This window comes from Micromonospora sp. NPDC005194 (genome assembly GCF_040608335.1).
Classification (GTDB): domain Bacteria; phylum Actinomycetota; class Actinomycetes; order Mycobacteriales; family Micromonosporaceae; genus Micromonospora.
Map to the genome: position 1 here is coordinate 150,251 of NZ_JBEXIA010000011.1, position 15,204 is coordinate 165,454.

General features: G+C 72.2%; 14 protein-coding genes. 11 read left to right on the plus strand and 3 right to left on the minus strand.

What is annotated here, in order from left to right; all coding sequences use genetic code 11:
- The first annotated feature begins 55 nt into the window (after positions 1 to 55).
- The 3 genes from ABZU53_RS12505 to ABZU53_RS12515 all read left to right on the plus strand — a co-directional run bounded on the left by ABZU53_RS12505 (position 56) and on the right by ABZU53_RS12515 (position 5,026).
- Positions 56 to 1,468, plus strand: coding sequence for an FAD-dependent oxidoreductase (locus ABZU53_RS12505; RefSeq protein ID WP_354855995.1), 1,413 nt, complete (start codon positions 56 to 58; stop codon positions 1,466 to 1,468).
- Positions 1,469 to 1,555: 87 nt separating this feature from the next.
- On the plus strand, positions 1,556 to 3,727 hold the full coding sequence (locus ABZU53_RS12510) for an FUSC family protein (protein ID WP_355065715.1): 2,172 nt from the start codon (positions 1,556 to 1,558) through the stop codon (positions 3,725 to 3,727).
- A gap of 261 nt (positions 3,728 to 3,988) precedes the next feature.
- On the plus strand, positions 3,989 to 5,026 hold the full coding sequence (locus ABZU53_RS12515; protein ID WP_354855997.1) for an aminotransferase class V-fold PLP-dependent enzyme: 1,038 nt from the start codon (positions 3,989 to 3,991) through the stop codon (positions 5,024 to 5,026).
- A 6-nt stretch (positions 5,027 to 5,032) separates the two neighbouring features.
- Here the strand turns inward: ABZU53_RS12515 and ABZU53_RS12520 are convergent, their stop codons facing one another.
- Positions 5,033 to 6,205, minus strand: a complete 1,173-nt coding sequence (locus ABZU53_RS12520; RefSeq protein WP_354855998.1) for an acyl-CoA dehydrogenase family protein — start codon at positions 6,203 to 6,205, stop codon at positions 5,033 to 5,035.
- 98 nt (positions 6,206 to 6,303) lie between these two features.
- Here ABZU53_RS12520 and ABZU53_RS12525 point away from each other — a divergent pair, with 98 nt between their 5' ends.
- The 3 genes from ABZU53_RS12525 to ABZU53_RS12535 all read left to right on the plus strand — a co-directional run bounded on the left by ABZU53_RS12525 (position 6,304) and on the right by ABZU53_RS12535 (position 9,684).
- Positions 6,304 to 6,960 (plus strand): TetR/AcrR family transcriptional regulator C-terminal domain-containing protein, encoded by a 657-nt coding sequence (locus ABZU53_RS12525; RefSeq protein ID WP_355065717.1) that lies wholly within the window; start codon positions 6,304 to 6,306, stop codon positions 6,958 to 6,960.
- A gap of 103 nt (positions 6,961 to 7,063) precedes the next feature.
- Complete coding sequence (locus ABZU53_RS12530; protein WP_355065718.1) at positions 7,064 to 8,518, plus strand: aldehyde dehydrogenase family protein; 1,455 nt, start codon at positions 7,064 to 7,066, stop codon at positions 8,516 to 8,518.
- Positions 8,515 to 9,684 (plus strand): zinc-binding dehydrogenase, encoded by a 1,170-nt coding sequence (locus ABZU53_RS12535; RefSeq protein ID WP_355065720.1) that lies wholly within the window; start codon positions 8,515 to 8,517, stop codon positions 9,682 to 9,684. Before ABZU53_RS12530 ends, ABZU53_RS12535 begins: the two co-directional genes overlap by 4 nt.
- Before the next feature lie 61 nt (positions 9,685 to 9,745).
- Here ABZU53_RS12535 and ABZU53_RS12540 read toward each other — a convergent pair whose 3' ends face one another.
- Entirely contained in the window at positions 9,746 to 10,033 is a 288-nt protein-coding gene (locus tag ABZU53_RS12540; protein WP_354856002.1) for a hypothetical protein, read from the minus strand.
- Positions 10,034 to 10,347: 314 nt separating this feature from the next.
- On the opposite strand from ABZU53_RS12540, the gene ABZU53_RS12545 reads away from it, so the two are divergent.
- The 3 genes from ABZU53_RS12545 to ABZU53_RS12555 all read left to right on the plus strand — a co-directional run bounded on the left by ABZU53_RS12545 (position 10,348) and on the right by ABZU53_RS12555 (position 12,567).
- Positions 10,348 to 11,337, plus strand: a complete 990-nt coding sequence (locus ABZU53_RS12545) for a hypothetical protein (RefSeq protein ID WP_355065721.1) — start codon at positions 10,348 to 10,350, stop codon at positions 11,335 to 11,337.
- Between the two features lie 212 nt (positions 11,338 to 11,549).
- Positions 11,550 to 11,894: a hypothetical protein gene (locus ABZU53_RS12550; protein ID WP_355065723.1), complete on the plus strand. Its 345-nt coding sequence runs from the start codon at positions 11,550 to 11,552 to the stop codon at positions 11,892 to 11,894.
- Between the two features lie 133 nt (positions 11,895 to 12,027).
- Positions 12,028 to 12,567: an alpha/beta hydrolase gene (locus ABZU53_RS12555; RefSeq protein ID WP_355065724.1), complete on the plus strand. Its 540-nt coding sequence runs from the start codon at positions 12,028 to 12,030 to the stop codon at positions 12,565 to 12,567.
- A 6-nt stretch (positions 12,568 to 12,573) separates the two neighbouring features.
- Here the strand turns inward: ABZU53_RS12555 and ABZU53_RS12560 are convergent, their stop codons facing one another.
- Positions 12,574 to 13,311 (minus strand): phosphotransferase, encoded by a 738-nt coding sequence (locus ABZU53_RS12560; RefSeq protein WP_355065726.1) that lies wholly within the window; start codon positions 13,309 to 13,311, stop codon positions 12,574 to 12,576.
- A 130-nt stretch (positions 13,312 to 13,441) separates the two neighbouring features.
- On the opposite strand from ABZU53_RS12560, the gene ABZU53_RS12565 reads away from it, so the two are divergent.
- Together ABZU53_RS12565 and ABZU53_RS12570 are read left to right on the plus strand one after the other, a co-directional pair.
- Positions 13,442 to 13,807, plus strand: a complete 366-nt coding sequence (locus tag ABZU53_RS12565) for a PadR family transcriptional regulator (protein WP_354856007.1) — start codon at positions 13,442 to 13,444, stop codon at positions 13,805 to 13,807.
- Positions 13,804 to 15,180, plus strand: a complete 1,377-nt coding sequence (locus ABZU53_RS12570) for a permease prefix domain 1-containing protein (RefSeq protein ID WP_355065728.1) — start codon at positions 13,804 to 13,806, stop codon at positions 15,178 to 15,180. The genes ABZU53_RS12565 and ABZU53_RS12570 overlap by 4 nt, the downstream gene beginning before the upstream one ends.
- Positions 15,181 to 15,204 lie beyond the last annotated feature (24 nt).

Sequence of the window (15,204 nt, forward strand, 5' to 3'; positions counted from 1 at the left end):
GCGGTGGTTACGGTCGTGGATGCCGAGGTTTCCCGACCGTTCGAGGAGTGATCGCATGGCCCCCTCTCCGTCCCGGCTCTTCGCGGAGATAGCGACGGCCGAACGACCGGCCGAGACCAGAGTGGTCATGCGGCGAGCGGTGGTGCTCGGCGGCAGCATGGCCGGGTTGCTGGCGGCCCGGGTTTTGAGCGATCACGCCGAGGAAGTGCTGATCATCGAACGGGATCCGTCCAATGTCGACGCCGGGCCTCGGCCGGGGGTGCCCCAGGGCAGCCAGGTGCACGCGCTGCTGCCCGCCGGCCAGGTCCAGTTGGAACGCTGGTTTCCCGGCATCGCCGACGAGGCGCTGGCGCTCGGCGCCCCTCCGCCGCCGCGCGACCAGGGCACCGCGAAGGTCTTCATCAACGGCGTACTGGGTCTGCCGCCGGCAGCGACCGGCACCGGGCCGGCGTTGATCACCACGCGTCCGTTCCTGGAGGCGCTGGTCCGTCGGCGGACCCTCGCCGTCGACAACATCCAGATGGTGTACGGCCGGGCCGAGGGCCTCCTCTTCGACGAGCGGCGCGTCACCGGCGCCCGGTACGTGCCCGAGGGCGGCAGCGAGCCGGTCGTCGAAACGGCGGACCTGGTGGTGGACGCGATGGGCCGGTCCAGCCGGTTGAGTGACTGGCTGGCCGAGGAGGGGTGGCCGCGCCCGCCGATGCACCGTATGCCGATCAAGCTGAACTACGCGACGGCGCTCTACAAGCGCGACGAGAAGGTCAGCGACGCTTGGGTGGCGGTCTTCCACACCATGGCGGGCAAGGGGCGTACCGCCCGGATCGGCGGGATCAACTCGGTCGAAGGGGACCGTTGGATCATGCTGGTCGCCGGCTACGACGGGGACCGGCCCAGCCGCGATGTCGCCGACTTCACCACCCGCTGCCGGAAGCACTACCCGCAGATGTTCGGCGACATCGCCGAACACGGGGAGATGCTCGGCCCGGTGGTCACGTACCACCAGGCGGACAGCCGACGCCGCGACTTCCATGAGCTCGACCGCCTGCCCGCCGGGTTGGTCGCCGCCGGTGACGCGGTCGCGTCCTTCAACCCGGTGTACGGCCAGGGCATGACCTCCGCGACGCTGCACGCCTCCTGCCTGTCAAACTATCTGCGGTCCGGGCCGAAGCCGCACGACGAGCCCGCGCGGGCGTACTTCGACCAGGTCCGCGTGGTGGTCGACGCCGCCTGGCAGGTCTCCACCACCGCCGACATCGAGCTGCCGCACGTCGACGGGCCGTACCCGCCCGGTTACCGGGTCACCAAGTGGTTCGGCGATCTGCTCTTCCGGGCGTCGCTCACCGACCCGGTGCTCAACGCCCGGTTGGGGCGGGTGACCACAATGCTCGACCACCCGGCCGCCCTGAGCCGCCCCGGCACCCTGTTCCGGGCGCTCCGCTTCGGCCTGCGCGGCCGCTCTCGGCGGTGATTCGTCGCCAAACCCGCAGCCCGTGGCGGGGTGCGGTGGAGAATGGTGGGTCGGGAAGGGGTGCCGCGACGAACCGGGGGAGCAGGCGTGCTCGCAACCAGCCTCCTTGGCCGGCTGCGCCGCCGTGACCCGGGGGACGCCGTCCTGCGGCGCGCGGTGCGCCTGACGCTCGTCGCGTCCGTCATCTTCTACGCCTGCCGGTACGGGGCGGGCAGCCCGGTGCTCGCCACGTACGGGCTGTTCGGCGCGATCGCCGCCGGGTCGTTCGCCCAGTTGCCCGGTCCGGCGCCGCAGCGGGCGCGGATCCTCGTCACGTCGCTGCCGGCGGTCTGGGCGCTGATCGCGGCCGGCACGCTGCTGGCGTGGAGCACGTGGGCGGCGGCCGGCGGGATGCTTGTCGTCGGGTTCGTCGTGGCGTTCGCGGGGGTCGGGAATCCACGCCTGGTGGGTCTGGCCAGCGCGTTCCAGCTCTTCTACATTCTGGCGTCCTTTCCGCCGTACCAACCGGACACCCTGCCGCAGCGACTGGGCGGGGTCACGCTCGCGATCGTGCTGCTCGCCGCGGCCGAGGTGCTGCTCTGGCCCGACCCGGTGCCGGTCACCTTCCGGCAGCTGCTCACCCGGGCGGCGGACGGCGTCGGGGCGTTCCTCGACGACGCCGCCGACGCGCTGACCGACCCGCACGCCGGTCACGCTGGTCGGGACAGCCGGCGCGCGCGGGCGTACGACCTGGTGGCCCCGCTCGGTCTGGGCCGCAACCCGCCGGAGCGGGCGCCGACCGCGGCGGGCGCCCAGGACCGGGCTCTGCGGATCTCGGCGGCGGCGCTGCGGGAGGTGCTCGCCGAGGCGGACCGGCTCGCGGGGGACGCCCCGCCGGAGCCGATCGGAGAGCTGGCGGCGGCGCGGCTGGTGCGCACCTGCGCTGAGACGACCCGGGCCGCCGGCCGGAGCCTGTCACCGGGTGCGCCGCCGGTCGACCTCGCTGGCCTGGACGTCGCGATCCGCGCGGCCGAGGCCGCCTACCCAGTGGGGCGAGGTGGCGGCGCCGACGCGCCGGACGTACCCCGGATGTGCCGGGACGCGACCGCGCTGGCCCTCGCCGACCAGGTGCGGGTCTTCGCCGTCGGTGCCCGGGTCGCCGCCGGGGCACGGCCCGCCGGAGGCGAGGCCTACCCCAGACTTTTCGGGTACGCGCGACACAGCCCGTGGACGCTGTACTGGTGGCAGTTCCGCTCCCACCTTGCTCCCAGCTCCGCACACCTGCACAGCGCGCTTCGGCTGGCCGTGGCGTTGTCGGTCGCCCGGGTGGCTGCCGGGGTGTTGCAGCTCAACCACGGCTTCTGGGTGCTCCTGGCTACACTCACGGTCCTGCGGACCTCGGCCGCCGACACCCGCACCGCGCTGCGACCCGCAGTGCTCGGCACGATCGCGGGCGTCGTCGTCAGTGGCCTGCTGGTGCTCCTCGTCGAGGACCCCATCGTGTACGCCGTCGTCCTGCCGGTCACGCTGCTGCTGGCGTTCGGTGTCGGTCGGCTGCTGGGCCCGGTGTGGCAACAGGCGCTGTTCACCCTGCTGCTGACGGTCGTGTTCAGTCAGCTCAGCCCCGAGGGTTGGCGGCTCGCCGAGGCCCGGCTGGTCGACGTCGGGCTCGGCGCGGTGATCGGTGTGCTCGCCGGTGTCGCCATGTGGCCGCGCGGTGCGAGCCGCGACCTGCGCCACAACGCCGCGCGTTACCTGACGGCCAGCGGGGACGCGGTCGAGCGGACCGTCGAGGCGGTGCTCGGCGACGCGCCGCCGCCCGAGGACGACCTCGATCGGGTCCGCCAGCGGATGGTCCTGGTCGACTCGTCCTACTGCCAGTACCACTCCGAGCGCCACGACCCGCAGCGCGCACGCGTGAACTGGGACGCCGCCCTGGGCGCCGGGCAGCACGTGGTGCCCGGCGCCGAGTCGCTGCTGCGTCGCAACCCGCCCGGCTGCCTCGCCGGCTGGCCGGCGGCGGCGGTCCTGCTGCGGGACGCGGCCGGGCAACTGCGCTCGGCGTACGACGAGCTGGCCGGAGAGGTGGCACAGGGCCGGGCCGCGGGCGCGGTGCCGGCCCCGACCGACTGTGTCGACGAGGTGGACCGGGTCCGTCCGCTGCTCGGCGCGGTCGACGCCTCGGCGGTGCGGCACCTGGTGGAGGTCGATCGATGGCTCGCCGGCCTCGCCGACAGCCTCACCCGGATCCACCCGCCGGACGCGAATCGGCGTCGATGACGTCGCCGCCCGCGCCTGGCTGGTCGCCTCGGCGGCAGGTTGGTCGTGAGCGACATACCTCAGAGTCATATCTATACCTGAGAGTCATCACGCCCTCCCCGGTGCCCGGCTCCGGGTGGCGAGCGGCGGGCGCCGGGTGCGGGGTGCCGGGCGCAGCCCGCAAGCCCGCGAACCGCCGGCAGTCCGCCGCCGGGAGCCCGCAGGCCGCAGGACTCCGATTGGCCGTGCCCCTGCGCGACGAGCCCGCCTAGCGTCGGTGGCATGGAGATCGCGCAGGCACAGCAGTTGTGGAAGCCGGAGCCCGGCTGGTTGAACACGGCCTCCTACGGGTTGCCGCCAGAGCCGGCCTGGACGGCGTTGCAGGAGGCCCTGGCCGCCTGGCGGGTCGGCAGCACGTCATGGGAGGGCTGGGGCGACTCGGTGCAGCGTTCCCGGAACGCGTTCGCCGGTCTGATCGGCGTGCCGGCCAGTGACGTGGCGGTCGGCGCGACCGTCTCCCAGATGCTGGCGCCGGTGGCGGCGGGGCTGCCGGCGGGGGCCACCGTGGTCGTTCCGGAGATCGAGTTCACCTCGAACCTGTTCCCCTGGCTGGTTCAGGAGGAGCGCGGCGTCACGGTCCGCACGGTGCCGGCGGACCGGCTGGTCGACGCGATCGACGCCGACACCGACCTCGTCGCGTTCAGCCTGGTGCAGTCGGCCGACGGCTCGGTCGCCGCGTACGACGAGATCGTGGCCGCGGCCCGCGCACACGACGCGCTGGTGGTGGTGGACGCGACCCAGGCGTGCGGGTGGCTGCCGTTCGATGGCAGCCGGGCCGACGTGGTGGCCGTGGGCGGCTACAAGTGGCTGATGAACCCGCGCGGCACCGCGTACACCTATCTGGCCCCGGCGCTGCGCGAGCGCCTGCGCCCGGACGCCGCCGGCTGGTACGCGGGCCGCGACCCGCACGCCTCCTACTACGGCCCGCCGCTGCGGCTGGCCGACGACGCCCGCCGGTTCGACATCTCGCCGGCCTGGTTCAGCTGGGTCGGCGCGGCCCCCGCCATGGAGCTGGTCGCCGAGATCGGCGTGCCGGCGATCCAGGAGCACGACGTGGCACTGGCCAACCGGTTCCTGACCGGCCTGGGCCGGCCGCCGGGGGACAGCGCCATCGTCACCGTAGAGGTGCCCGGCGCGGAGCAGCGTCTCGCCGCGGCCGGCATCCGGGCGGCGGTGCGCGCCGGGCGGGTCCGCGCCTCGTTCCACCTCTACTCCACCGAGGCCGATGTGGACGCCGCCCTGGAGGCGCTGGCGGGGTGACGCGGTTCAGGCCAGGTGGCCCCCGATCTTCGTGTACCCGCGCAGCAGGTCTCGCGAGATGATCAGCCGCTGCATCTCGTCGGTGCCCTCGAAGATGCGGTAGAGCCGCACCTGCCGGTACCAGCGCTCGATGGGCAGCTCCCGGGTGTAGCCCATGCCACCGTGGATCTGGAGCACCCTGTCGACCACCCGGTTGACCATGCCGGCGCCGTAGAGCTTGCCCATCGACGACGCGTGCCGCGGGTCGAGGCCCTGGTCGACCGTCCACGCGGAACGCAGCACCAGCCAGCGGGCCGCCTCCAACTCGGTCTCCGAGTCGGCGATCATCCACTGGATGGCCTGGTTGGTGCCGATCTTCGCGCCGAACGTCTCGCGGGTGTTGGCGTAGTCGATCGCCATCTGCAGGACCCGCTCGGCGATGCCGATGGCGTGCGACGGGATGGTGTAGCGGCCCTTGCCGATCCACTCCATGCCGAGGGTGAAGCCCTGCCCGATCTCGCCGAGGATGTTGCGGTGCGGCACGCGTACACCGTCGAAGATCAGCGACGCGGGCCCGCCCTCGCCCATGGTCTGGATGAACTCCGAGCGCCAGCCCATCGCCCGGTCGACCAGGAACGCGGTCGCGCCGCCGTTGCGGGCGCCCTTCTCCCGGTCGGTCACCGCGACGACGATGGCGAAGTCGGCGTCGTGGCCGCCGGTGATGAAGGTCTTCTCGCCGTCGAGGATCCAGTCGTCGCCGTCGCGGCGGGCGGAGAGCCGGATGTTCGCCGCGTCCGAGCCGGCGCCCGGTTCGGTGATCGCGAAGCAGGACCGCCGCTCGCCCTCGATCGTCGGAATGAGGAATTCCTGCTTCTGCTCCTCGGTGGCGTGGAACAGGATGTTGTCCGCCTCGCCACCGAAGCGGAACGGCACGAACGTGTGGCCCAGCTCCGTCCAGATCAACGACTGGAGGACGGCCGGCAGGTTCATCCCGCCGTACTCCTCGGGGGTCGCCAGGCCCCAGAAGCCGAACTTGCGCGCCTTGAGTTGCAGCTCGCGCACCTCGGAGTGATCCAGGCCCGGTTGGTGCGCCCGCTCGCGGCGCAGCACCTCCGCCTCCAGGGGCATCACCTCGCGGCGGATGAACGACCGGACGGTGTCCCGCACCGCCCGCTCCTCGTCGGTGAGCGAAAAGTCCACGGTGGTCCTCCTGGCGTCGGCGCGGCCGGTCACCCCTAAACTAGCGGTGTAAGTTTTGATGCGTCCAGACCCTACGTCGCCGACTCGCGAGGAGCGCAGTGCCCCGACCCCGCCAGCCCCGGCTCACCCGGCAGCTGATCGTCGACACCGCCACGGCGCTCATCGACGCCGAGGGTCTGCCCGCGCTCTCCACCCGTCGACTCGCCGCCGCGCTGGGCGTGCAGGGCCCGTCGCTCTACAACCACTTCGCCACCAAGGACGAGATCCTCGACGCGGTCGCCGACGCGGTGACCGGCGCCGTCGACATCAGCGGCTTCACGGGCCGGGACTGGGCCGGCGCGCTGCGCGACTGGGCCTGGTCGTACCGGCGGGCGCTCACCGCGCACCCGAACATCGTGCCGTACCTGGCCCAGGGGCCCGGTCGCCGGCCGGCCGCCCTCGCCATGGCCGACGCGGTCTACGGCGGCCTGGTCCGCGCCGGGTGGCCACCGGCCCGCGCCACCCACATCGGCGCGGCGCTGCGCTACTTCGTGGCCGGCTCGGCGCTCGGCTCGTTCGCCCGCGGCTTCGTCGAGGATCCCGAGCTGTACGCCGCGCACTACCCGCACCTGCGCCAGGCGCACCGGCTCGCCGAGCACCAGCAGAGCGTGGACGAGGGCGCCTTCGCCCTCGGCCTGGACGCGCTGCTGCACGGCCTGGCCGCCGAGTACGCCCGCACCGTCGGGCCGGTGGAGTCCGGGCGGTCCAGCGGGTAGCGTCCAAACTCCCAGCGCTAGTTTCATCGCCCGCCGCGACCCGTCGCCTTCGCCCGCCGCTCAGCCCGCCCCCATCGCCCGTCGCCACCCCGGAAGGGACGCCATGGACCTCGCCGCCCCGCCGTCGCTGCTGCCCGATGCCCTGCGCCTCCGGCGCCACCTGCACATCGGCGGCGAGTGGACGTCTCCCGCCGGCACCGACGTGATCGACGTGGAGAACCCGAGCACCGGCGAGCTGATCGGTCAGGTGCCCGCCGGCACCGCGGCCGATGTGGACGCCGCCGTCGCCGCCGCCCGCGCCGCCTTTCCCGGCTGGGCGGCCACCGCGCCCGCCGAACGGTCCGCTTACCTCGACCGGCTGCACGCCGCGCTCGCGGCGCGCGCCGACGACCTCGCCCGCACCGTCGCCGTCGAGCTGGGCGCCCCGCTCAAGCTCGCCACCCGCGTGCAGGTCGCGCTGCCGCTGATCGTGCTGCGCGACCACGTGGCGCTCGCCGCCCGGCCGCCGGTCGAGGAGACCATCGGCAACTCCCTCGTCGTGCGCGAGCCGATCGGCGTGGTCGGCGCGATCACCCCGTGGAACTACCCCCTGCACCAGGTGATGGCGAAGGTCGCGCCCGCGCTCGCCGCCGGCTGCACGGTCGTGCTCAAGCCCAGCGAGCTGACCCCGCTGACCGCGTACCTGCTGTTCGACGCGGTCACCGAGGCCGGTCTGCCGCCGGGTGTGCTCAACCTGGTCCCCGGCACCGGCGAGGCGGTCGGCGAGGCGCTCGCCGGGCACCCCGACGTCGACCTGGTGTCGTTCACCGGCTCCACCGCCACCGGCACCCGGATCATGCGACTCGCCGCCGACCGGATCGCCCGGGTCGCGCTGGAGCTGGGTGGCAAGTCCGCCAACGTGATCCTCCCCGACGCCGACCTGGCCGCCGCGGTCAAGGTCGGCGTCGGTAACGCCCTGATGAACTCCGGCCAGACCTGCACGGCGTGGACCCGGATGCTGGTGCACCGCGACCGGTACGCCGAGGCGCTCGACCTGGTCGCGACGGCGGTGGCCGGCTACCGCGTCGGCGACCCGTTCGACCCGGCCACCCGCCTCGGCCCCCTGGTCTCCGCCGCCCAGGCGACGCGGGTGCGCGGCCACGTCGAGCGGGCTCTCGCCGACGGCGCCCGCCTCGTCGCCGGTGGCCCGGACGCCCCGGTCCCGGCGCGGGGGCACTTCGTCGCCCCGACCGTCTTCGCCGACGTGCACCCGGACAGCGCGCTCGCCCAGGAGGAGGTCTTCGGCCCGGTGCTCGCCGTTCTCCCGTTCGACGACACCGACGAGGCCGTCGCCATCGCCAACAACTCGCGCTACGGGCTGGCCGGCGCGGTCTGGTCCGCCGACACCGAGGCGGCGCTCGCGGTGGCGCGGCGGCTGCGGACCGGCGCGGTCGACATCAACGGCGCGGCGTTCAACCCACTCGCGCCCTTCGGCGGCTACAAGCAGTCCGGCCTGGGCCGGGAGCTGGGCGTGCACGGGCTCGCCGAGTTCTGCGAGCTGAAGGCGATCCAGCGATGAGCGCCGCCGAGTCGACGGGCGTACCGGGGGTGGCTGCGGAGCAGGCGGCCGTGCCGGCGGTCAGCGCTGAGCCGGCGGGCGGGTCGGTCACCGTCCGCGCGCTGGTCGCGCGCGGGCCCGGCGCCGAGCTGCGGGTCGAGCGGGTACGCCTGCCCGCGCCCGGCCCCGGCGAGGTGCGGGTTTCGATCCGGGCGGCCGGGGTCTGCCACTCCGACCTGTCCATGGTCAACGGCACTCTGGCCGCGACGTTCCCGCTGGTGCTCGGGCACGAGGCGACAGGCGTGGTGGCCGAGGCAGGGGCGGGCACCCGGCTGCCGGTCGGCACGCCTGTGGTGCTCAACTGGGCGCCCGCCTGCCGGACCTGCTGGTGGTGCCGGCACGACGAGCCGTGGCTCTGCGCCGCCAACACCGCCCCGACCGTGGCGCGCGGCGAGACCGAGGACGGCATCGGGCTGCACCTCACGCTGGGTCTCGGCGCGCTCGCCGAGGCGGTGGTGGTGCCGGAGAGCGCCGTCGTACCGATCCCCGCCGGGCTGCCCGCCGAGCAGGCCGCGCTGCTCGGCTGCGCGGTGCTCACGGGCGTCGGCGCGGTCGGCAACACCGCCCGGGTCGCGCCCGGCGAGTCGGTCGCCGTCATCGGGCTCGGCGGGGTCGGGCTCGCCGTTCTCGCCGCAGCCCGCCGGGCCGGCGCCACGACGATCCTCGCCGTCGACGTGGCCGAGGCGAAGCGGGACCTGGCCCTCGCCGCCGGGGCCACCGACTTCCTGCTCTCCGACGACCGGCTCTCCAAGGAGGTGCGGGCACGCACCGAGGGCCGCGGCGTCGACCACGCCTTCGAGTGCGTCGGGCGGGCCGCCACGATCCGGGCGGCGTGGCGTCTCACCCGGCGCGGGGGAGCGGTCACCGTGGTCGGCATGGGCGCCAAGGACGACATGGTCAGCCTCGGCGCGCTCGACATCTTCCACTCCGCCCGTACGCTGCGCTCCTCGGTGTACGGCTCGTCCGACCCGGACCGCGAGGTGCCGGTGCTGGCCACCGAGCTGGCCGCCGGCGCACTGGATCTGCGCGTGCTGGTCAGCGGCACGATCGGGCTGGACGAGGCGCCCACCGCGTTCGACCGGTTGGCGCGGGGCGAGGGCGCCCGCTGGGTGGTCACACTGGACTGAGCCGAGCAGGCTCGCATGCGGGCCTGCTCGGGCCGGTGACGTCGGCGGCGATCAGTTTCGATCAGAAGGGTGGTGTGTCCTCGCCCATCAACGCCAGCACGACGCCACCCCTCCCGCTCTTGAGGCTCTGGACCACGACCTTGCCGGTGCTGCCGTCGGGCAGTTCCAACGTGAAGGCCTTCCCGACCGCGTTCTTGGGGCCGTTGCCGGCGCTGTTGGCGGGCCGGAAGTCGCCTGCCCACGGTCGAATCCCACCCTTGCGGGCGGGCTCGGCGAAGAGGGCGGCGGTGCCAGGGGTCCTGGTGCCGTCCGAGGAGAGAAGCACTGAGGCGCTGCGATAGGTAGCCATATGCGCCAAGGCTATCCCGGACTGCGCTCGATCGCGCCCCGCAACTGCCCCTAAACCGAACGGCCAGGGGAGCGATCGTGATCTGCTACCCCTTTGCGACGATCGTGCGGTGGCTAAGGGCCGAGCCAGACGCCGGTCGCTGAATCCGCAGCCTTGGTCCCTGGCGGAGCCGGATGTGTGCGCGTGCCCTCGGGCTGGACCGAGCTTGTCCTATCCCGGTGCTCTCATCCCGTCATGCATGTCGTCGTCTGTGGCGCACTCGTGGAGACCGGCGCGGTCCTGCTGGTACACCGCAGCCCATAAGGTTTACTTCTATGGTCCGCACCACACCTCCGCGTCCCCTGGACATCACCGCGCTCTTCCCCGAACTGCGGGAACATTCCATCACCGCTACCCGCCTGCATCCCCGACCCGGCGCTCCGACCGTTAGGGACAGCTCGGTCGGCGGACCGCTGCTGTGGCCGGCCGACGAGGTATGGCCGGTCTGCGACGACGCCGGGGCGCACGAGCCATACAACCTGGCCACCCCGGCCGCCCTGCGCTGCAGGCGGGAGATCCTCGCGACCGCAGAAGCCCGGGAGCCGCTGCCGGGCGGGTACTTCTTGACTGCGCAGGAGCGGGCCGAGCTCGATGCGGCCGACGCATTGGACCTGGACGACCTGATCGAGGACCCCATCCCGTTGGTCCCGGTCGCGCAGCTGTACCGACATGATGTCCCGGACTACGCCGGTCCGGACGGCACCGACCTGCTCCAGGTGCTGTGGTGCCCGGTGGACCACTCGGACCGGCACTACAGCCCTCGCGTCTTCCTCTTCTGGCGCGACAGTTCCGCCGTCGGCCCGCTGCTCGAAGCGCCTCCCGAGCCGCCGGTGATCAGCGACATGTACCTGCCGGTTCCGTGCGTGGTGCACCCCGAGCAGGTTCGCGAGTACCAATACGCCGCTCTACTCCCCGATGACCTGCGCGAGCGGCTCGACGAGTGGGACGAAGACGATAGCCGTCCCCACTATCAGTATCAGACCGACTTGTCGCTGGCGCCGGGATGGAAGGTCGGCGGGTACGCGAACTGGTCACTGACCGATCCGTACCCGATGGATTGTGCTGCCTGCGGCACCACGATGACCTTGATTTTCACCGTGGGCTCGGGCGACTGGAACGGCATGCATTGCAGCTGGCGCCCGTCCGAGGAGAACCCGACCGTGTCCCCAGACATCGTCGGCGTGCAGATCGGGCGTGGCTACTCGCTGTACACCTTCCGCTGCCCCAAATCATTCGATCATCCCCCGGCGACCGCTATGCAGTGACGCGGCCTCCCTCCATGGCTTGCCGGCCTCCCAAGCGCGCTCGACTCGACAGAGCCGCGAGCGCTGGGGGTGTCCCGGAAGCCATGTGTGCGGCGAGGATGTAGTTGCGGTCTGGGTCAGCGCGCAGAACGAGGTGATCGGAGGGTGCGGTGCCGGATTGGCGAAGCGGTACCTCGCTACCGGACTGCGCGGACGGTGCCTACTCTTCCGCCGTGGCGCGTACCCGAATCAGGAGCATCGTCGTCGAGGACATCGTCTACCGATGGACCGTCGGACTGGTCGATCCGAGCCGTGTCAAGGTCAAGGTCTGGCGCGACGGGCCCGGCGGTGCATTGGAGGTCATGGCGTTCTTTGATGACCCATGGCTGAACTATGGACCGATCATCACCGCACCTGCCGGCCGAGCGGCCGAAGTGTTCGAACTGAGCCCGATCGCCCCGGCTTTGGTCGCGAAGATCATCCGGCAGGCACTCGACATGGGCTGGCAGGCACATCACAACGCAACGACGCGGCTCCAGCTCACCCGCGACCGCGAACGGTTGGAGCCATCACCCTAGTGACAGGGCGCCGGACGCGACCGCTGTCCGCGGATGCGGATGCCGTTAGAACCTCGGGAGCGGCCGGCCCCCTGAGGCCGCACTCGCTTCTGTGGGTCACGCGGTTTGATCACGATGTCGATGCGAAGGGGGCATGGTGGGACGCAGAGCGATCATCTTCCACGGGACCGGCGGTAACCCGGACGTCGTCTGGTATCGCTGGCTGGCGCAGCGGCTCGAGGCTCGGGGTTACACCGTCGAGGTGCCGCACCTGCCGGGCATCAACGTCGAGCCGATCGCGACGTTCCTGCCGACGGTGCTCGACGGGCGCCGCTTCGACGAGGACACGGTCCTGGTGGGCCACTCCGGCGGCGCGGCCCTGCTGCTGGCGCTGCTTGAGCACATCGAGGTGCCCGTCGCTCAGGCGATCCTGGTCGCCGGCTACTGCACCCGGCCCAACACCAGCGAGGAACCGGTGCTCCAGGAGAGCTACGACTGGGCCGCGATCCGGTCGCACGTGCGCGACATCTTCTTCATCAACTCCCGCGCGGATCCGTACGGCTGCGACGACCGACAGGGACGCGCCATGTTCGAGCGGCTCGGCGGCACCCAGATCGTGCGCGACGACGGGCACTTCGGCGACTACAACCAGCCATACGAGCGGTTCGAGCTGCTCGACCGACTCATCCCCTGACGTTCGTCACATCCGCGCCCGCAGCACGTCGACCTCGCAGCCGGGCGCCGAGGGGTCGAAGCCGTGCTCGGCCAGCCACCGGATCACCAGCAGGCTGCGCAACGACCACCACGCCCGGATCACGTCGAGGTCGACGTCTGCGCCGTAGCCGGCCACGACGTCGCCGAGGTGCTCCTCGTGTCCGAGAGTCAACGTGGCGAGGTCGAACAGGGCGTCGCCCCGGCTCGCCTCGGACCAGTCGAGCACGCCGGTGACCTCGTCACCGTCGACGAACACGTGGGCGACCTGCAGGTCGCCGTGCGTGAACACAGGTGTCCACGGCCGGAGTGCAGCCTCGGCGACGTGGCGGTTTCGGGTGACCAGGTCGGTGGGGAGAACGCCGTTCGCGACGAGCCACCGGCACTCGCCGTCGAGCTGCGCGGCCAGCTCGTCGAGGCTCCGACCGGGCCAGGGTGGCAGCGGCGCGTCGTGCAACGCCCGTACGGCGGCGCCCGCCGCGGCCCACGCCGTCGGGGGCGCGGTCGACGGCTCGCCGAGGCGGCCGAGTGCCCTGCCGCGCAGGACGGCGAGCGCGAGCACAGGCGGGTTGCGCCACAGGACCTCCGGAGTTGGCACGGGCGCCATGGCCATTGCCGCGACCTCGACGTCCGCGTGACCCGGATCGGCGTCGATCTTGAGGAACACGTCGCCGACGCGCACGGTCGACCGCTCCCGGTGGGCGACGACGACCTCGACCTCCTGCACGCTGGCGATTGTCGCGGGATCGACCACCGACGTGCGAGGGGTTTTCCGCGCACCCCCGGGGAGTCGTTGCGCCCGGGAAATACCTAGCAGTACTATGCATTGTGCTTCTAGGGTTGAGGTGGGAGGTCTCGTGAAGGTCGCTAAGGATCTGGTTGCCGCTTCGGCGACACCGATGGTGCTCGGCATACTGGCCGAGGGGGAGAGCTACGGCTACGCCATCCTCCGGCGGATCAACGAGCTGTCCGGAGGTGAGTTGGACTGGACCGAGGGGCTGTTGTACCCGCTGCTGCACCGGCTTGAGCGCCTGGCCTATGTGGAGGCGAGCTGGCAGTCGGTCGCCGGTGAGCGCAAACGCAAGTACTACCGGATCACCGACCGGGGCCTGGCCGAGCTGGCCGAGCAGCGCCGGCAGTGGGACACCGTCGTGGGCGCGCTCAAGGAGATCTGGCACGACCGTACGCCGCTGACGGTGCGCCCGCTGGGGGGCCTCGCATGACGGCGCACGACGGGCCGGAGGAGCTGGAAGCGCAGTTCGCACAGTGGCGCCGATACGTGCTCCGGCGTCGGGAGCTGCAGTCGGTGGACGCCGACGAGTTGGAAGACCACCTCCGTGGCTCGGTCGACGAGCTCGTCGCGGCGGGCCTGAGCCCGGACGAGGCGTTCCTGGTCGCGGTCAAGCGGATGGGCAGTCTCGACGAGCTCTCCCGCGAGTTCGCCCGGGAGCATTCGGAACGGCTGTGGAAGCAACTGGTGCTGACCGGCGACTCCGGCAACCCGGCCGCCGGCTCGCGCTCCCGGCGGGACCTGTGGGTCATGCTGGCCTGTGCGGCCGGCGCGGTGGCGTCCGTCAAAGTGCCCGCGCTGTTCGGGTTGACCTTCGACGACGACGGGTCGTTCTACGCGCGCAACGCCACGCTGTTCGCGCTGCCCTGGCTGGCGGCGTTCCTGGCCTGGCGCCGGCGAGCCCGATCGGTGGTGATCGCGGTGCTGGTGGCGCTGTTCGCCCTCGGTGCCGTGGCGGCGAACGTCTACCCCCTGGCGGACGACTCGCAGTCCGTGGTCGTGACCGGCATCCACCTTCCGATCGCCCTGTGGCTCGTGGTCGGTCTGGCCTATGTCGCCGACGACTGGCGCTCGTCGCGTCGACGCATGGACTTCATCCGCTTCACCGGCGAGTGGTTCATCTACTTCGTGCTGATGGCCCTCGGCGGCGGCGTGCTCGCCGCGTTCCTGTTCAACACCTTCGCGGCCATCGGGATCGTCCCGGAGGCGTTCATCTCGCAGTGGCTCCTGCCCTGCGGCGCCGCGGCCGCGGTCGTCGTGGCCGGGTGGCTCGTCGAGGCCAAGCAGAGCGTCGTCGAGAACATCGCGCCGGTCCTCACGCGGCTGTTCACCCCGCTCTTCACCGCCGCCCTGCTCGCCTTCCTCGTCGCCGTCGTCTGGACCAGCCACGGCATCGACGTCGAGCGCGAGGCGTTGATCCTCTTCGACCTCCTGCTCGTCGTGGTGCTGGGGCTGCTGCTCTACTCGCTCTCGGCCCGCGATCCGCTGGCCCCGCCCGGCCCGTTCGACAAACTCCAGCTCGCGCTCGTGGTCAGCGCGTTGGCCATCGACGTGCTGGTGCTGGTGGAGATCACCGGGCGCATCACCGACAACTACGGCGGTACGCCCAACCGGGCGGCAGCGCTCGGCGAGAACGTGATCCTGCTGGTCAACCTCGCGTGGTCGGCGTGGCTCCTGCTGAGCTTCCTGCGTCGGCGTAGGCCCTTCGCGGCGCTCGAACGGTGGCAGACAGGCTACCTGCCGGTGTACGCCGCGTGGGCCTGGATCGTGGTCCTCGTCTTTCCCCCGTTGTTCAGCTACGCCTAGGGGATCACGTTCAGGTCGTCAACG